The organism is Sphingobium sp. FG58, from assembly GCF_057809055.1.
Genome location: NZ_JBMDJF010000034.1, coordinates 1 through 16,373 on the forward strand (window position 1 = coordinate 1; position 16,373 = coordinate 16,373).

Annotated in this window: 10 protein-coding genes; 6 read left to right on the forward strand and 4 right to left on the reverse strand. The window is 64.8% G+C overall.

Features of this window, described 5'->3' with window-relative positions:
- Positions 1–173 precede the first annotated feature (173 nt).
- Positions 174–2,978, reverse strand: coding sequence for a TonB-dependent receptor (locus ACODR8_RS19280; protein WP_489008754.1), 2,805 nt, complete (start codon positions 2,976–2,978; stop codon positions 174–176).
- A gap of 300 nt (positions 2,979–3,278) precedes the next feature.
- On the opposite strand from ACODR8_RS19280, the gene ACODR8_RS19285 reads away from it, so the two are divergent.
- Entirely contained in the window at positions 3,279–4,619 is a 1,341-nt protein-coding gene (locus tag ACODR8_RS19285) for an MFS transporter (RefSeq protein WP_119746489.1), read from the forward strand.
- A complete protein-coding gene (locus ACODR8_RS19290) occupies positions 4,619–6,445 on the forward strand; it encodes a DUF8034 domain-containing protein (protein ID WP_489008755.1) in 1,827 nt (608 codons plus the stop codon). The genes ACODR8_RS19285 and ACODR8_RS19290 overlap by 1 nt, the downstream gene beginning before the upstream one ends.
- On the opposite strand, the gene ACODR8_RS19295 is transcribed toward ACODR8_RS19290, so the two are convergent.
- From ACODR8_RS19295 to kdgD, 3 genes are read right to left on the reverse strand one after another with little or no spacing between them, the layout of a single operon-like run.
- Positions 6,442–7,992: a carboxylesterase/lipase family protein gene (locus tag ACODR8_RS19295; RefSeq protein WP_489008756.1), complete on the reverse strand. Its 1,551-nt coding sequence runs from the start codon at positions 7,990–7,992 to the stop codon at positions 6,442–6,444. The two genes, ACODR8_RS19290 and ACODR8_RS19295, sit on opposite strands and share 4 nt — an antisense overlap.
- Complete coding sequence (locus ACODR8_RS19300) at positions 7,989–8,879, reverse strand: LysR family transcriptional regulator (protein ID WP_119746485.1); 891 nt, start codon at positions 8,877–8,879, stop codon at positions 7,989–7,991. The genes ACODR8_RS19295 and ACODR8_RS19300 overlap by 4 nt, the downstream gene beginning before the upstream one ends.
- Before the next feature lie 28 nt (positions 8,880–8,907).
- Positions 8,908–9,846, reverse strand: a complete 939-nt coding sequence (gene kdgD / locus ACODR8_RS19305; RefSeq protein ID WP_489008757.1) for a 5-dehydro-4-deoxyglucarate dehydratase — start codon at positions 9,844–9,846, stop codon at positions 8,908–8,910.
- Positions 9,847–10,109: 263 nt separating this feature from the next.
- Between kdgD and ACODR8_RS19310 the strand changes: the two genes are divergently transcribed.
- The 4 genes from ACODR8_RS19310 to ACODR8_RS19325 are packed head-to-tail and all read left to right on the forward strand — an operon-like array spanning position 10,110 to position 16,257.
- Entirely contained in the window at positions 10,110–10,523 is a 414-nt protein-coding gene (locus ACODR8_RS19310; protein WP_489008758.1) for a hypothetical protein, read from the forward strand.
- A gap of 58 nt (positions 10,524–10,581) precedes the next feature.
- Positions 10,582–11,850: a TolC family protein gene (locus ACODR8_RS19315; RefSeq protein ID WP_489008759.1), complete on the forward strand. Its 1,269-nt coding sequence runs from the start codon at positions 10,582–10,584 to the stop codon at positions 11,848–11,850.
- Positions 11,850–13,094 carry an efflux RND transporter periplasmic adaptor subunit gene (locus ACODR8_RS19320; protein ID WP_489008760.1) on the forward strand — a complete coding sequence of 415 codons (1,245 nt, stop codon included), beginning with the start codon at positions 11,850–11,852 and terminating at the stop codon, positions 13,092–13,094. The genes ACODR8_RS19315 and ACODR8_RS19320 overlap by 1 nt, the downstream gene beginning before the upstream one ends.
- Entirely contained in the window at positions 13,084–16,257 is a 3,174-nt protein-coding gene (locus ACODR8_RS19325) for an efflux RND transporter permease subunit (RefSeq protein ID WP_489008761.1), read from the forward strand. Before ACODR8_RS19320 ends, ACODR8_RS19325 begins: the two co-directional genes overlap by 11 nt.
- Positions 16,258–16,373: the final 116 nt, after the last annotated feature.

Sequence of the window (16,373 nt, forward strand, 5' to 3'; positions counted from 1 at the left end):
CCCCCACCCGACCTCCCATTCAGGATACACTCTGTGGGCGGTCAGGTGGGGGTGTGGGCCGGTGCCGCAACCGAAATGCGTTCTTCCACGTATTTCGACAAACACCTAAAAAATGGCCAGTTGCCGTGCAGGGCAACTGGCCATCAGGGCGCTCCGCTTTCAGGAAGGGCGGGTTAGAAGGCGTAGCGCATACCGAAGTTGAACTGGCGACCGCTGTGGGTCAGCACGTTCAGGCGATTGGTTTCGTCCACAAACTGGTCGTTCTTGGTGTCGGTCAGGTTGATCGCCTCGATGCTCAGCTTCATCTTTTCGGTGATGTTGTAGCTGGCCTGGGCATCGACGTTGATGGTGCGGTTGGTGCCGTTATAGGCATTGCCCTCCGTCCCCGGCACCGCGGTCAGATATTTGGACCGATAGGCGACGGACCCGCGGATCTGGAATTTCTTGGTTTCATAATAGAGGGTCGCGTTGGCGGCATGTCTGGACAGGCCGACCAGCGGCGCGGTAACAGACGCGCTGCCATCGGCGGCGGTCAGATATTCGATGTCCGACTTGACGAACGTATAGTTGGCCAGCACGCCGAAATTGGACAGGATGCCCGGCAGGAAGCTGAAGGGCTGCTGGATATTGACTTCGAAGCCTTTCAGGATGCCGCCCGATGAATTGACCGGCTGGCTGACGATGAACACGTCGCTGGGCGATGCCGTCGTGCCGTCCAATAGCGAATTGGGGAGGCCAAGGCTGGCATAGGGCACGCCCACGCTCAGCGTCTGGACGAAGGTGCCGATATCCTTGCGGAAGGCGGCCAGCGCATAGATCGCCCCTTGCGTGGGATACCATTCGATCGATACGTCCAGATTCTTCGACGAGGTGGGCTTGAGGTCGGGGTTGCCGGACGAGAAGCTGCGATTGCCGCCCGACACGTTGAGGTTGCCACCGGGCGTCAGCGACGCGATCCCGGCGCGGGCCAGCGTCTTTGCCGCCGCGAAGCGGACCTGCAGATCCTCGGTAATATTGCCGACCAGGTTGATCGAGGGCAGCCAGCGCTTGTAGGTGCGATCCGCGCTCACCAGATTGGTGGCCGCACCGCGGCTGGCATAGCCGGTCGAAAACTGGTCGGTCTTGACATAGCGTATGCCCAGGTCACCGCGGATCGGCAGGCCCGCATCGGCCAGGTTGAACTGGGTCATGCCCCAGATGCCGAGATCTTCTTCCTTCACGGTGACATAGGAACCGCGCGCCGTCGCATTCTCGACCCCGCCCGTGGCATAGATTGGATTGCCGTAGATATTGCCCTTACTGATGAAGGCGGCCAGATTGGGGACGATCCATGCCGTCGGTGTGCCGGCGGGGACGTTCAGCCCCTTGCCGAAGCCGTCGAACAGGGTGGTCATGCTTGCCAGCTCGGCGGCGGTCAGCGGCGCGACCACCGTTTCGCCCGATAGGCGGCGACGCTCGGTCGAATCATATTCAAACTTGCGCCAGTCGGCACCCGCTTTCAGGGTCACCATGTCATTGGCTTCCCATTCGACAAAGCCCTTGGCGGTGGTGAAGGCGTTGTCCACCGTCTGTGGGCGGATGCGGACTTCCGACGTGCCGTTAATGAAGCTCCAGGTCGCCGGATTGGCGACATCGACGCCCGGCGCGATGGTCGGGAAGCGGCTGGTGAAATCATATTGGAAATTGCCGGTATTGACCGCGTCGATCGTCACCGTGGTCTGGATCGGATTTCTGAATTCCGATTTGGCGTGGCCACCCATGACGCTGATCTTCAACCGGTCGCCCAGTTGCTGGTCGATCGATCCGTTGACCTGATAAAATTCGGTCTTGAGGACGTCGTAGCGGGCTTGTGAGCGCATATCGACATTGTCGAACGTGCCGGTGATGATGTTGTTGTCGCCATCGACCGTGCCGTCGCGGATGACCGTCTGCGGCTTGCCGTTGCCCGACCGGCTGAAGCTGATCGCCTGAAGCTGGGCTTCCTTGCGAGTGCCATCCAGCCGTGAAAACAGGCTGTCGATCGAGATCGTCGTGCGGTCGGTTGGCTTGAACTGGACCGACGCCGCAGCGCCCAGACGCTTTTGCGCGATGTCGTAACTGACCAGGCCGGGGATGCGTGGATGGAACAGCGCGGTGCCGGGATTGGCGTCGTTGATCTGCGCGATCGTCTTGCCGGGCAGGGTCGATGTCGGGGCAAATCCGCCGTTGAACCCGCCATAGGTCCAGCGGGTGATGTTCGCGCCTTCCTCGATAATCTTGCGCTCTTCATAAGCGACCGACAGCAGCACGCCGAAGCGGCCATCGTCGGTCTGGGTCGCGACCAGCCCGGACAGGCGCGGCGTCGTCTTGCCGCTCAGATCATTATAGCTGGCGGCGGCGGAGAGGACGGCGGTGGGTTTCTTATAGTCGAGCGGACGCGCGGTTTGCAGGTCCACGACGCCGCCCAGTGATCCTTCTTCGACATCGGCCGTCGCGGTCTTGCGCACCGACAGGTTGCTGAACAGGTCGGAGGAGAAGATGTTGAAGTCGAAACCACGGCCACGGTTGACGCCGCCGGAATTGTCGGTGCCGCCGGTCGTGCCGATCGCTTCCATGCCGTTGATGCGCACGCGGGTATATTCGGGGCCAAGGCCGCGCACGGTGACGTTGCGGCCTTCGCCGTTCACGCGGCTGATGGCGACGCCGGGAATACGCTGGAGCGATTCGGCCAGGTTCAGGTCGGGGAATTCGGCAATATCCTCCGCCTTGATCGCGTCGATAGAGGCGGTTTCGTTGCGCTTGACGTTCAGCGCGCTGTTCAGGCTGGCGCGAAATCCGGTGACGACGATGTCGGCGGCGGCAGGCTCGTCCTGCGGCAGGGCGGTGGCGGGCGATGCAGCCTCCGCATCGCTCTGCGCCAGTGCCATAGGCGCCAGGGCAATCGTTGCGATGGCGCTGGACAGGCTCAGGATCGCTTTGGTTCGACGGGTGGCGTTCATGGCCCTATCACTCCCCTAATGTTTGCGGCTTGCGCTTATGATGTCCGGCATTGATCACCGGATCGGCCCCACTTCGATAGCGCTGGAACCCGATAAGATGCCAATCCCAATGTCGCATGGATCAATGCACGGCTTGCACTGATCGCTGGTGGCATTGCGGAGCCGCCCCGGCATCAAGCCAAGATGGGACTGGATCATGGCGGATTTCGGCTTGGACCGGCCCGGCCTGTCCCGCTAGCGTCACTCCTTGCCATTTCGACCGTTCCGACAGATGGACGGCACCGTTGAGGAGAGCCATTCGTGATCCGTCCTGCCACCGCGAACGCCGTCGCTGCCGATCGTCCCAGCCATGTGCGCTATCGCATCATTGCGCTGATCTTCCTGATCACGTCGATCAACTATGCCGACCGCGCAACTTTCTCGATCGCGGGCAATGCGGCGTCGGGGGAACTGGGCATCTCGCCGGTGCAGACGGGTTTCATCCTCTCCGCCTTCGCCTGGGCCTATGTATTGGGGCAGATACCGGGCGGCGCGCTGCTCGATCGCTTCGGTACGAAGCGCATTTATGCCGGGGCCATCGCGCTCTGGTCGATCTTCACCGCGATGCAGGGCACGGTCGGGCTGATCGCGGGCCTGCCAGTGGTGGCGACGCTATTTGCCATGCGCTTCATGGTCGGCTTTGCTGAATCGCCGTCCTTCCCCGGCAATGCCCGGCTGGTCGCGGCCTGGTTTCCCGGCGCGGAACGCGGCACGGCCTCGGCGATCTTCAACAGCGCGCAATATTTCTCGCTCGTCGCCTTTGCCCCGCTGATGGGCTGGCTGGTCCATAGTTTCGGCTGGCGCGCGGTATTCTGGGTCATGGGCGCGCTGGGGCTGGCGGCAACTGCCCTGTTCCTGCGCTATATCCACAGCCCGGACCGGCATCCGTCGATCAACGCAGCGGAACTGGCGCATATCGAGGCGGGCGGCGGCCTCATCCATATGGAGGATGGCGCGGCGCAGGCGGCGCGCGCGCCGACCTTCACCTGGACCAATATCCGGCAATTGCTGGCCAACCGCATGATGCTGGGCATTTATCTTGGCCAATATTGCATCAATGTGCTGACCTATTTCTTCGTCACCTGGTTCCCCATCTATCTGGTCAAGGAACGCGGCCTCAACATCATGGAGGCGGGCTTTGCCGCTGCGGTACCCGCACTGTGCGGCTTTGTCGGCGGGCTGGCGGGTGGTTATGGCTCCGACCTCATCCTGCGCCGCACCGGATCGCTCGATCTGGCGCGCAAGACGCCGTTGGTTGCCGGGATGCTGCTTGCGACGCTCATCATCGCCTGCGTCTGGGCGGAATCCGAAGCACTGGTCATCACTTTCATGGCGCTGGCCTTTTTCGGCAAGGGTGTGGCATCGCTCGGCTGGGCGATCATGGCTGACGTCGCGCCCAAGCAGCTGGCCGGACTGTCGGGCGGGGTGTTCAACATGTTCGGCAATATCGCCGGGATCGTCACGCCGATCGTCGTCGGCTTCATCGTTGCCGCCACCGGCTCGTTCGATTGGGCGCTGATCTTCGTGGGCGCGCATTGCCTGCTTACCATCTTCGCCTTCCTGGTCATCGTCGGCCCGATCCGCAGGCTGGAGCTGGCCTGATGCGGATAGGCCGTCGCGCTTTTGTAACCGGGACTGTCGCACTTGCCTTGCCTGCCCAGGCCCGCACGCGCGCAGCACTCGTCGCCAGCACGCCGATGTCCCCGCCACGCTGGGCCGTGCTGCAACGCCAGTTGCTCGCCGCCAACGAAGCCGCCTGCGTCGATTTCTACGCCCAATATGTCGACCGGCGCGACCGGCTGCGCGTGTTCGAGCGCTGGGGTGCGAATGACGGGCCGGACGATGCCGCCGAAGCGACCAATGACTGGTTCCTGCTCCACGCGCTGGGCGGGGGTGATCGGATTCGCACATTGGCCGCCCAATTCTGGGAAGGCCATCTACGCCAGTTCGCCGCCGCCCGCACCAGCGCCGTGCCGATCGCGCGGCAGGGCATGTATCACCGCGAATTTCCGGTCCAGATGGACTGGCAGCATAATGCGGAAGGGCTGACCAGCTTCAACGTCATGGGCCTGTCGATGCCACGCGACACGGCGCTGCGCGCCCGCACCGCCCGCTATGCCGATTTCTACACCGGGCGCGATGCCACCGCGCCCAATTACGACCCCAAATTGCGGATGATGCGCAGCCTGATGAACGGCAGCCGCGGCCCGATGCTGCGCCCCGCCACCCCGCTCGACTGGGCGGGCGATCCGTTCGATCCGACGCCCTTCCACATGGAACATGGCGAAACCACGTACCAGGAAACGCTCGATCATTATGCCGGATATGGCGATGTGGTCGGTGACAATCCGCTGAACCTGCAATCCACGACTTTGGGCCTCAACGCCTATGCGCTTGGGGGAGGGGAGCGGTTCCGCCGCTGGGCGCTCGACTATCTGGACGCCTGGGCGGAACGTGCCGCCCGCAACGGCGATATCCTGCCCAGCCATGTCCGCCCCGACGGCACGGTTGGCGATGACTGGTGGGCGGGCGTCTATGGCTGGGGCTTCTCCCCCCGCGTGCCGCAGACCGGCGTGCGGGAGGATCGCAATCGTGTCCCCCGTTCCATTACCGCCTTCATGGGCGCGCTGCTGATGAGCGGCGACCAGCGCTATATCGACTTGTGGCGGCGACAGACGGCGCGGATCAACGCCGCCGCCCGCACCATCGACGGCGTGTCGCACGCGCCGACCATGTATGGCGCGGACGGCTGGTATGGCTGGAAGCCTGGTCCCTACCGCACCAACGGCTTTGAAATGTGGTATATGTCGCAGCGCGCCGACGACCGCGCGGCGGCTGGCGATCACCCATGGATCGGTTTTCTGGAAGGGCGCGACCCAGCCTATGCCGAGCGCGCGATCGAGGCGGACCTCAAGCGCGTGGCCGACCGCGTCGCCCTGCGCGAAGGCGATACGACTACGCCGCAGACCCGGCTTGCCGACTGGCCGATCGGCATCAACCCGGCCAGTGTCACCAGTCTCGTTCAACTCATGACCGGCGGCCTGCACATCGCCCGCCCGCCCTGGTCGAAAACGTCGCCTCCACAAGGGGGCGTCCCGCTTCATTGCCGACTGCGCTATTTCGATTCCGCCGCCCGCCGCGCCGGGGTGCCGCCGCAGGTTGCCGCGCTGGTCCACAGCCTGTCCGATACGGCGACCGAGGTGACGCTGGTCAATCTCGACCCCAAAAGCGCGCGCAGCGTCATCGTGCAGGGCGGCGCCTATGGCGAACATCGCATCGACAGCGTGACGGTCGACGGACGCACGGTCGCGGCTGGCGGGCGCGATGTGACCGTGCGGCTGGAGCCGGGCTGCGGCGTGCGCTTGCGTCTGGCGATAACACGCTATGCCCTGCGCCCGACGCTCAGCTTCCCGTGGGACCGGGCCTAGCCACCCGGCTTGATATAGGGCGCGACCGCGAACAGCAGCCGTTCTTCCCGGCGCGGATCATGCTCGATCCGCACGTTCCTGTCGAAAATCATCGTCGGCCGATGCGTCAACTCAAAATGCGGCCAGCGCGGTAGCGCCCCGCCATTGGGATCGCCCGTCCGCGCCAGCGCGATGAAGGCGTCCGCCATCACTCCCGCCAGCCGCCGCGCATGGGCGCTCACCCCCGTTCGTGCGCCCGGCGCATCGACATTGTCGAACACGAGCGGGATGTCGAGCGTATGGAACGCCCCCAATATCCCGCCTGCTTCGGGGCAGGGAAAATCCAGCTGATACATCCATGTCGGCCCGCCGATCCGCGCGCGTTCTTCCGCCTGGATCAGATGCCCCGGCCAGGATCGTCCGGCGGTGGAGGCGGCCAGCAATATCTGCCCCGGCGTCCGGTCGGGATAGAGCTGGCGATAGCGCGCGATGACGTGATCGGGGGCGAGATCCTTAACCATTTGCCGCGCCAGCCGGTCGGGCAGATTATCCCATGTCGTGTCCCCGGCCCGCAGCGTCTTTTCGATCCACAGCGCGGTTTCGTCATGGGTATTGCCGATGATCAGCGGAATATGCGCTGCCTCGCGTGGGGCGTCCGGCACGAAGGGGTGCCGCGTCAGCACATGATGATCCAGCGTGGAGGTGAAACTGATCTCGCCCTTGCCCTCCAGCGGATCGGTCATCCCCATCGCCTCGACCAGCTGGCCGATCGGCAGGCGGGCCATCGTCGCCACGTCCGCCGCGCCAGCCTTCGCCATCCACGCCTTGGCGCGCGCGGTGGCATGGTTTGGCCCGGCGGCGGTGACATGCTGTCCGCTCATCGTGGCCGCGGCGTGGAACAAAGGCCGCGCCTCCGCCATCGTCATCAGCGTTACGACCTTCGCCCCGCCGCCCGACTGGCCGAAGATCATCACCCGCCCCGGATCGCCGCCGAACCCGGCAATATTGTCGCGCACCCATTGCAACGCCAATATGATGTCGAGATTGCCGACATTGCCCGATTCCCTGGGGCCGCCCAGCTGCGCCAGATAGGCGTAGCCCAGCGCCGCCAGCCGATGGTTCAGCGTCACCACCACAACATCGCCGCGCCGCACCAGATTGCCGCCATCATAGAGCGGATCGCTGCCCGACCCGTGGGCGTGCGCACCCCCGTGCAGATAGACCATGACCGGTCGCCGCCCCCTGTCGAGCGCAGGCGTCCATATGTTGAGGAACAGGCAATCCTCCGACGTCGGCTCCGTGGCGTCGGTCTGTGGCGCAGCGGGACCGTAGCGGGAGGCGTCGGCAATGCCTTGCCATGGTTCGGGCGGCAAAGCCCGCTGGAACCGGCGCGGAGCGGTATCGGCACCATAGCGGATGCCGCGAAACGCCAGCACATTCCGCTCGACCGTTCCGCGCACCCGGCCATGGCGCGTCGTCGCGACGGGACTGGCGGGCGCACGCGCGGCGACGACCAGCGGCGCGGCGGCCAGACTGCCGATCAGCGCGCGCCGGTCGATCCCGCTCATCCGGTCGCTTCGGCGCAGAGCTGCCGCATCGCGGGCAGTGCCGGATTGGCATTGTCGCGCCGCCAGGCCATGTGCAGTTCGACCGGCTTGTCGATCGGCGTCATCAGGCGGCGGAACTGCACGTCCATCATATGCAGCCCGGTCGCGCTTTCCGGCACGATGGCGGCGGCGACACCGGCATGGACCAGCCCCAGCATCGAATGGATCTGCGTCACATGCTGGACATAGAGGGGCGCGACCTGCGCCTCGTCGAACAGGCGCACCAGCATGTTATGGAAATAGCTCGCCCCTTGCCGCGAATACATGATCAGCGGCTGGCCATCGAAATCGGCGGGCTCCAGCGCGGCCTTCGACTGGCGCGGGTCGCCCGGTGGCAGGGCGACGAAGAGCGGTTCGTGCAGCACGCAACTCGTCTCAAATTCATGCCGGTCGATCGGCGGGCGGACGAAGCCAATGTCGATCAGGCCCGTGAGCAGCGCATCGACCTGCTCGGTCGACACCATCTCGCGCAGTTCCAGCTCGATATTGGGCAGCGCCGCGCGCGCCTGCGCCACGATGCGCGGCACGACATTATAGCCCGACACGGCGGTAAAGCCGAGCGCCACCCGCCCCGCATCCCCCTTCGCCACGCGCCGCGCGGACAGGGCTGCGCTGTCGGACAGGCGCACGATCCGGCGCGCCTCGATCAGGAACACGCTGCCCGCCGGGGTCAGGCTGACCTGTCGGCTGGTGCGTTCCAGCAGTTGCACGTCCAATATGCGTTCGAGCAACTGGATCTGCCGACTGAGCGGCGATTGCGTCATGTTGAGGCGCTGCGCCGCGCGGCCGAAGTGGAGTTCCTCGGCGGCGGCGACGAAGCAGCGGAGCTGGCTGAGTTCAAACATCATCACGGAATAGCCCTGCCCCGCGCCCAAGTCACGCGGCGGCGGACAAAGCCCCCGGCGACACCGCCTCGATCAATACACGCAGTTCGGCCTCCTCAGCGGGCGACAGGTCGGTCAGCGGCGACCGCACCGGCCCGGCATCGCGTCCGATAAGCCGCATCCCCGATTTGACGATCGACACGGCATAGCCCTGTCCCTTGTTGCGCAAGGCGATATAGGGCAGCACGAACCGGCGCAGCCCGTCCATGACATGGGCATGATCGCCCGCGCGCACCGCCTTGTAAAAGGCCAGCGCCCATTCGGGCATGAAGTTGAAGATCGCCGAAGAGTAAGTGGTGACGCCCATTGTCAGATAGGGGGTGGCGAAGGTTTCCGCCGTAGGCAGCCCGCCAATATAGGTCAGCCGGTCGCCCATCCGCGCATAGATGCGCGTCATCAGCTCAATGTCGCCGACCCCATCCTTGAAACCCACCAGATTGGCGTTGCGTTCGCACAGGCGGGCGAGGGTTTCGTCGTTGATGACGGCATTGTCGCGATTATAGACGATGACGCCCAGGCCGGTGGAGCGGCAGACGGCCTCGATATGATCGGCCAGCCCCTCCTGCTTGGCGTGCATCAGATAGGGGGGCAGCAGCAGCAGGCCGTCCGCGCCTGCCTTCTCCGCGTCACGGGCAATGCCGGTGGCTAAGGCGGTGCCATAGCCGCAGCCGGAGATGACCGGCGTCTTGCCGCCGCCTTCCGCTACGGCTGCCGCGACGACCGTGGCAACTTCTGCCGGGGTGAGCGAGAAAAATTCGCCGGTGCCGCCCGCTGCAAACAGGCCGGTCAGTTCATGACCCAGCATCCAGGCGCAATGTTGGCGGTAGGGGCCTTCCAAAAATGCGCCATCCGCATCGAAGTGAGTGACCGGAAAGGACAACAGCCCTTCGCCCAGATGCCGGGCCATGTCGGTGGGGCTGTAATGGCTCATATGCGCTGCTCTCCTCTCCACGGCGGGACATTCCACGCCCGTGCTTGAGGAGAGGAAATAGGCGCTTTCGGGGCCGTGCGTCCAAACCAAAGACGCGCATGAACGATGCAGAAGCTGGCATGATCGGTCGATGCCGTGGCTGGGGGCGGTTTGTGCGGGTGCGGCAGAATATGCTGCTACCGAGCCGCGAAAAGCAATGTGGGACTGCGGATTGCGATGGACAGATACTTGTGCCGCTACGCGTGCTTGGATAGGCTGTGCCAATGTCCGCTTTGCGCCCTTCCCCGCATTTTCGCCTGGGCGCATGGCTGTGCATTGCGCTGCTGGCGCTGTTTGCGGGCATGAGCCTGTCGCGGATGATCGATCAGGTCCAGCACGCGCCCGGTATGACACAAGGCCATGGGCATCTGCTGTTCAGCGCATTGTCCGTGGAAGAAGCCCACGACGCCGACCATGATGTGCGCAGCGAAAAGCAGGACGGCCAGCCCGATCGCCTGCCCGACAGCCATCACCATCATGGGGACAGCGGGTCAGGCGTTATCCTGCTCGGACAGGCAGGGTTTGCCATGCCATCATCGCGCGCTGCGCCGCCCACTATAGGCATTGATCGGGTGGAGCCGGACTCCGCCTCGCAGGGGCCAGAGCGCCCACCCAGGCTGATCGCGCTCCGCGTCTGAACCTGCGGCCGCCATGCGGCGCGGGTTGGTCCGTGTCGCATAGCGAAAGCCTGTTTTCATGTTTCCATCTGTTCGTGCGCGCGCTTTTCCGCGCCTGACCGTAGCGCTGCTTGTCAGCGCTCTCTTCCCCGTCCTGCCATTGGCCGCGCAGGGGCTGACGCTCACCGACGCCCTGTCGCGCGTCGCGCAGGCCGATCCCGGCGTCGCTGTGACCACTGCCCAGCGTGACGCGGCCACCGCCGCCATGCGTCAGGCGGAGGTGCGCCCGCAGGATGTCGTCACTGTCGATCTGGAGGACCTTGCCCGCACCGGTCCCTACACGCCGATCGCCAGCACCCAGACCACCGCCTGGTACGAGCGGACATGGGAGCGCGGCGGCAAGCGGGAGGCGCGGGTCGGCGCGGCCCGGCTCAGCCGCGACGTGACGCAGCAGCGCGGCCGCCTGCGCCAGCTCGACATATTGGCGCAGGCACAGGCCGCCTGGGTGGAGGCGCTGGCGGCTGAAGCGGAAATACCCGTCGCGCTGGAACGTCTGACCCTCGCCCAACGGCTGGAGCGCGAAGTCGCCCGGCGGGTCGGACGCGCCCTCGATCCCCTGTTCGCGCTCGAACGCGCCCGCACTGCCGTGGCGCAGGCGCGCATCGCTCATGAACAGGCGATCGAAGCGGCCCGGATCGCACGCATGTCGCTCGCGGCATGGTGGGGCGCGGACGGCGATGTGCAGATCGACACCAGCAGCTTCTCCCGCCTCGCACCCGATCCGGCAGCCGACGCCCAGCCGATAGATGTCGCGCTGCTAGATGCCGAACGCGACGCAGCGGCAGCGCGGGCGCGGCTGGCGGAAGCGAACAGTGCCACCGATCCGACCCTGCGCGCAGGGCTTCGCCATTATGGCCAGGGCAATGATGTCAGCATCGTGGTCGGCGGCTCTATCCCGCTTGGCGGTCGTCGCGCCCAGCGCGGCAATGTCGAGCAGGCCGAAGCCGAACGCCGCGTCGCCGAAGCCGAGATCGCGGTGCTGCGCGTGCAGGTGAAACGCGACATGGACCGGCTGCTGGCACAGCGCGCCGCCATCGTCCGCGAAATCAACAGGATCGACAATGCCGTGCTGCCCAGCGCTGAGCGCGCCGTCATGCTGGTGCGCGACGGCTATAATCGCGGCGGCACCGCCTTCACTTTCCTGGAAGTGACGCAGGCGCAGGAAGCGATGATCGACGCCTATGATCGCCGCATCACCCTGCTCAAATCCTACCATCTCGATGGCGCACGGCTCGACCGACTGACCGGCCGGCACGCCCCCCTTCTTGCCAGCGCGGAGAATCGCTGATGTCCCCTTATCTCAAATTGGCAGCCCTGCTGCTCGTCCCCACCCTGTTCGCTGGTTGCAGCGAAACCCCGCCCGCCGACGATCATGAGGAACATGGCGCGGCGGAGGCTGAGGAAGAACGCGGCCCCCATCGCGGCCGGATGCTGCGCGACGGCAATTTCGCGGTGGAAGTCACCATCTTTGAAGATGGCGTCGAACCCGAATTCCACATCTACGCCTATCGCGACGACAAACCGGTCGCCCCGCAACATGTCCAGCTCAGTGTCGACCTCATCCGCTTGGGAGGCAAGGTCGATCGTTTCGCCTTCACCCCACAGGATGATTTTCTGCGCGGCGGTGGAGTGGTCAAGGAACCGCATAGTTTCGACGTGAAGGTCAAAGCGGTCGAAGGGGGCCGCACCCATAACTGGACCTATGCATCCTATGAAGGCCGCACCACTATCGCCGCCGACGCGGCACGGGCGGGCGGGGTGCGATCCGAACGGGCAGGGCCAGCGTCGATCGCCGAACTGATCGACATGTCCGGCCGCATCGAAATCACGCCGGAGGGCAAGGCCGATGTGCGTGCGCGCCTGCCCGGTCAGATCATGTCGATGACGGGGGAACTTGGGCAGGTGGTGCGGCGTGGTCAGACCTTGCTGCGGGTCGAATCCAGCCATTCGCTCCAAACCTACACCGTCACCGCGCCGATCAGCGGTACGATCGTGGAAAAGAACGCCAATGTTGGGGACATGACCGGCGACCGCGCGCTGTTCGTGATCGCTGATCCGACCAAGCTGCACGCCGAATTTTTCGTCTATCCCCGCGACGCTGAACGGGTGCGGGTGGGGCAGAAGGTCGCGCTGCGCAGCCTGTCGGGCGCGGCCCGGCTGACCGGCGCGGTGGAGGCGATCCTGCCGACCGCCGATCTTGCCAGCCAGACCCTGCTCGCCCACGTCCATCTGCCCGAATCCGCAGCGGAACAATTTCGCCCTGGCATGGGGGTGGAAGGCGCCTTCGCGGTTGCCGAGACGCAGGCACCGCTGGCGGTGCGGACCAAAGCGATCCAGCGCTTCCGCGACTTTGATGTCGTCTATGCCAAGGTCGGCAACAGCTATGAGGTGCGGATGCTGGAACTCGGCCGCAAGACGCCCGAATGGACGGAGGTGCTGGGCGGACTGGAACCCGGCACCGAATATGTCACCGACGGCGCCTTCCTGATCCGCGCCGACATCGACAAGTCGGGAGCTAGCCATGACCATTGAGGCCATTGCCGACACGCAGCCCCCGCTGCTCGAACGCATCATCGCTGCTGCCATTCGCCTGCGCTGGGCTGTGCTGGCCGCCGTGCTGCTGCTCTGCGCGCTGGGCATATGGAGCTTCCAGCGCCTGCCGATCGACGCCACGCCCGACATCACCAATGTCCAGGTGCAGATCAACAGCGAGGCGGTAGGCTTCTCCCCGCTGGAAGCGGAACAGCGCGTCACCTTCCCGGTCGAAACCGCGATCGCAGGCCTGCCGGGGCTGGACTATACCCGCTCCATCTCCCGCTACGGCCTGTCGCAGGTCACAGCCGTGTTCGCCGACGGCACCGACATTTATTTCGCGCGCCAGCTGATCAACGAACGGTTGCAGACCGCGCGATCGCAATTGCCGCCCGGCGTCGAACCGGAAATGGGACCGATCGCCACCGGCCTTGGCGAAATCTTCATGTACACGCTGGAGACCAAGCCCGGCGCGCGCAAGGCCGACGGCACACCCTATAATGCCGAGGATTTGCGCACCTTGCAGGACTGGGTGATCCGCCCGCAACTGCGCAACACGCCCGGCGTGACCGAAGTCAACAGCATCGGCGGCTATGAACGGCAATATCATGTCACGCCCTTGCCGGACAGGATGGCGGCCTATGGGCTGGCGCTGGACGATGTGGTCGATGCGCTGGGCCGCAACAATGCCAATGTCGGCGCAGGCTATGTCGAACGTTATGGCGAACAATATCTCGTCCGGGTGCCGGGGCAGGCGGGGGGCGTCGATGATCTGAAATCCATCATCGTCACCAATCGCGGCGGCGTGCCGATCCGCATCAATGACGTCGCCGATGTTGGCATGGGTCAGGAGCTGCGCACCGGGGCCGCGACCGAAAATGGGCAGGAAGTGGTGCTGGGCACCGTCGTCATGCTGGCGGGTGAAAATAGCCGGATCGTCGCTCGCGCGGCGGCGGAACGGCTGGAAGAGGCGGCCAAGGCACTGCCATCAGGGGTCAAAGCCGTCGCCATCTACGATCGCACCGATCTGGTCGAACGGGCGATCTGGACGGTCGAGAAAAATCTGCTCGAAGGCGCGTTGCTTGTCATCGTCGTGCTGTTCCTGCTGCTCGGCAATGTCCGCGCCGCGCTCATCACTGCCGCCGTCATCCCCATCGCCATGTTGATGACCATCACCGGCATGGTGCAGGCAGGCGTGTCGGGCAATCTCATGAGCCTTGGCGCGCTCGACTTCGGCCTGATCGTCGATGGCGCGGTGATTATCGTGGAAAATTGCCTGCGCCGCTATGGCGAGGCGCAGCATGGTTTGGGTCGCTTGCTGGATCGCGACGAACGCTTCGCGCTCGCGGCGTCGGCCACGTCGGAGGTGATCCGTCCGTCGCTGTTCGGCGTCCTCATCATCGCCCTGGTCTATGTGCCGATCTTCGCGCTCACCGGGGTGGAGGGCAAGATGTTCCACCCCATGGCGATCACCGTCGTCATGGCGCTGACCGCCGCGCTCATCCTCTCGCTCAGCTTCGTCCCCGCCGCCATCGCCCTGTTCGTCACTGGCAAGGTCGAGGAAAAGGAAAGCCGCCTGATGCTCTGGGCGCGGCAGGTCTATGAACCGGCGCTGGAAAAGGCGCTGCGATTGCGCAAGGTCATTGTCGCACTCGCTGTCGGCCTGGTGCTGATCGCAGGCTTTGCCGCCAGCCGGATGGGGTCCGAATTCGTCCCCAATCTGGACGAGGGCGACATCGCTATGCACGCCCTGCGCATCCCCGGCACCAGCCTGACCCAGGCGATCGGGATGCAAAAGTCGGTCGAAGCGCGGCTCAAACGCTTTCCTGAAGTCGAGCGCGTCGTCGCCAAGATCGGTACAGCGGAAGTCGCCACCGACCCGATGCCCCCCTCGGTCGCCGACACCTTCATCATGCTGAAGGATCGCAAGGACTGGCCCGACCCGCGCAAGCCCCGCACCCAATTGGTCGCCGAAATGCAGGAAGCGGTCGAACAGATACCCGGCAATAATTATGAATTCACCCAGCCGATCCAGATGCGCTTTAACGAGCTTCTGTCGGGCGTCCGCGCCGATGTGGCGATCAAGATATTCGGCGACGATCTCGACGAATTGCTCCGCATCGGCCAGTCGGTCGAGGAGGTGGTTGGCGGCATAGACGGCGCAGCCGATGTCGGCGTCGAGCAGGTGACCGGTCTCCCGGTGCTGCAAATCACGCCGGACCGCGCCGCGCTGGCTCGCCTGGGCCTGAATGTCGGCGACGTGCAGAATGTCGTCGCCATTTCGATCGGCGGCAAGGAAGCAGGCGAAATGTTCGAAGGTGATCGCCGCTTCCCGGTGATCGTCCGCCTGCCGGAGGATATCCGCCGCAAGGTGGATGAGATTGGTCGCCTGCGCATCCCGCTCCCCATGAACGGCGAAGGGCCACGTGGTTTCGTCCCGGTGCAGGACGTCGCCAGGGTAGAGGTGATCATCGGTCCCAACCAGATCAGCCGCGAAGATGGCAAGCGCCGCGTCGTGGTGACCGCAAACGTGCGAGGTCGCGACCTTGGCAGTTTCGTGCAGGAACTGCGCGAGAAGGTGGACCGGGACGTGGAACCACCAGCAGGCTACTGGATCAGCTATGGCGGCACGTTCGAGCAGCTGATCTCTGCTGCTGAACGCTTACGACTCGTGGTCCCGGCGGCGCTGTTGCTGATCTTTGGCTTGCTTTACGGTCTGTTCCGCTCGGTCAAGGATGCCACCATCGTTTTTTCCGGCGTACCGCTGGCACTGACCGGAGGAGTCGCGGCGTTGCTGCTGCGGGATTTGCCGCTGTCCATTTCGGCGGGGATTGGCTTCATCGCCTTGTCCGGCGTCGCGGTGCTGAACGGGGTGGTGATGCTCAGCTTCATCCGCACGCTGCTGGCAGAGGGACGACCGCTGGAGGACGCGATCCGCGAAGGCGCGCTAACCCGGCTGCGACCCGTGCTGATGACCGCGCTGGTGGCGAGCCTGGGCTTCGTGCCAATGGCGTTCAACGTCGGGGCGGGCGCTGAAGTGCAACGGCCGCTGGCGACGGTGGTGATCGGTGGAATCGTCTCTTCGACATTGCTGACATTGCTGGTGCTGCCCGCCCTTTATCGGCTGATGCATGGGCGACGCCGGGAAAGGATGCAGCCTTGAACCCCCGATTTTCGGGACTTTCCCAACAATTTCCATCAAAAAAAGTCATTGGTGTGAAAAACCCTGTTGACCGAATCTGTGGTGTTACCTAGAGGGCTGTTCACCGGACGGGGCGC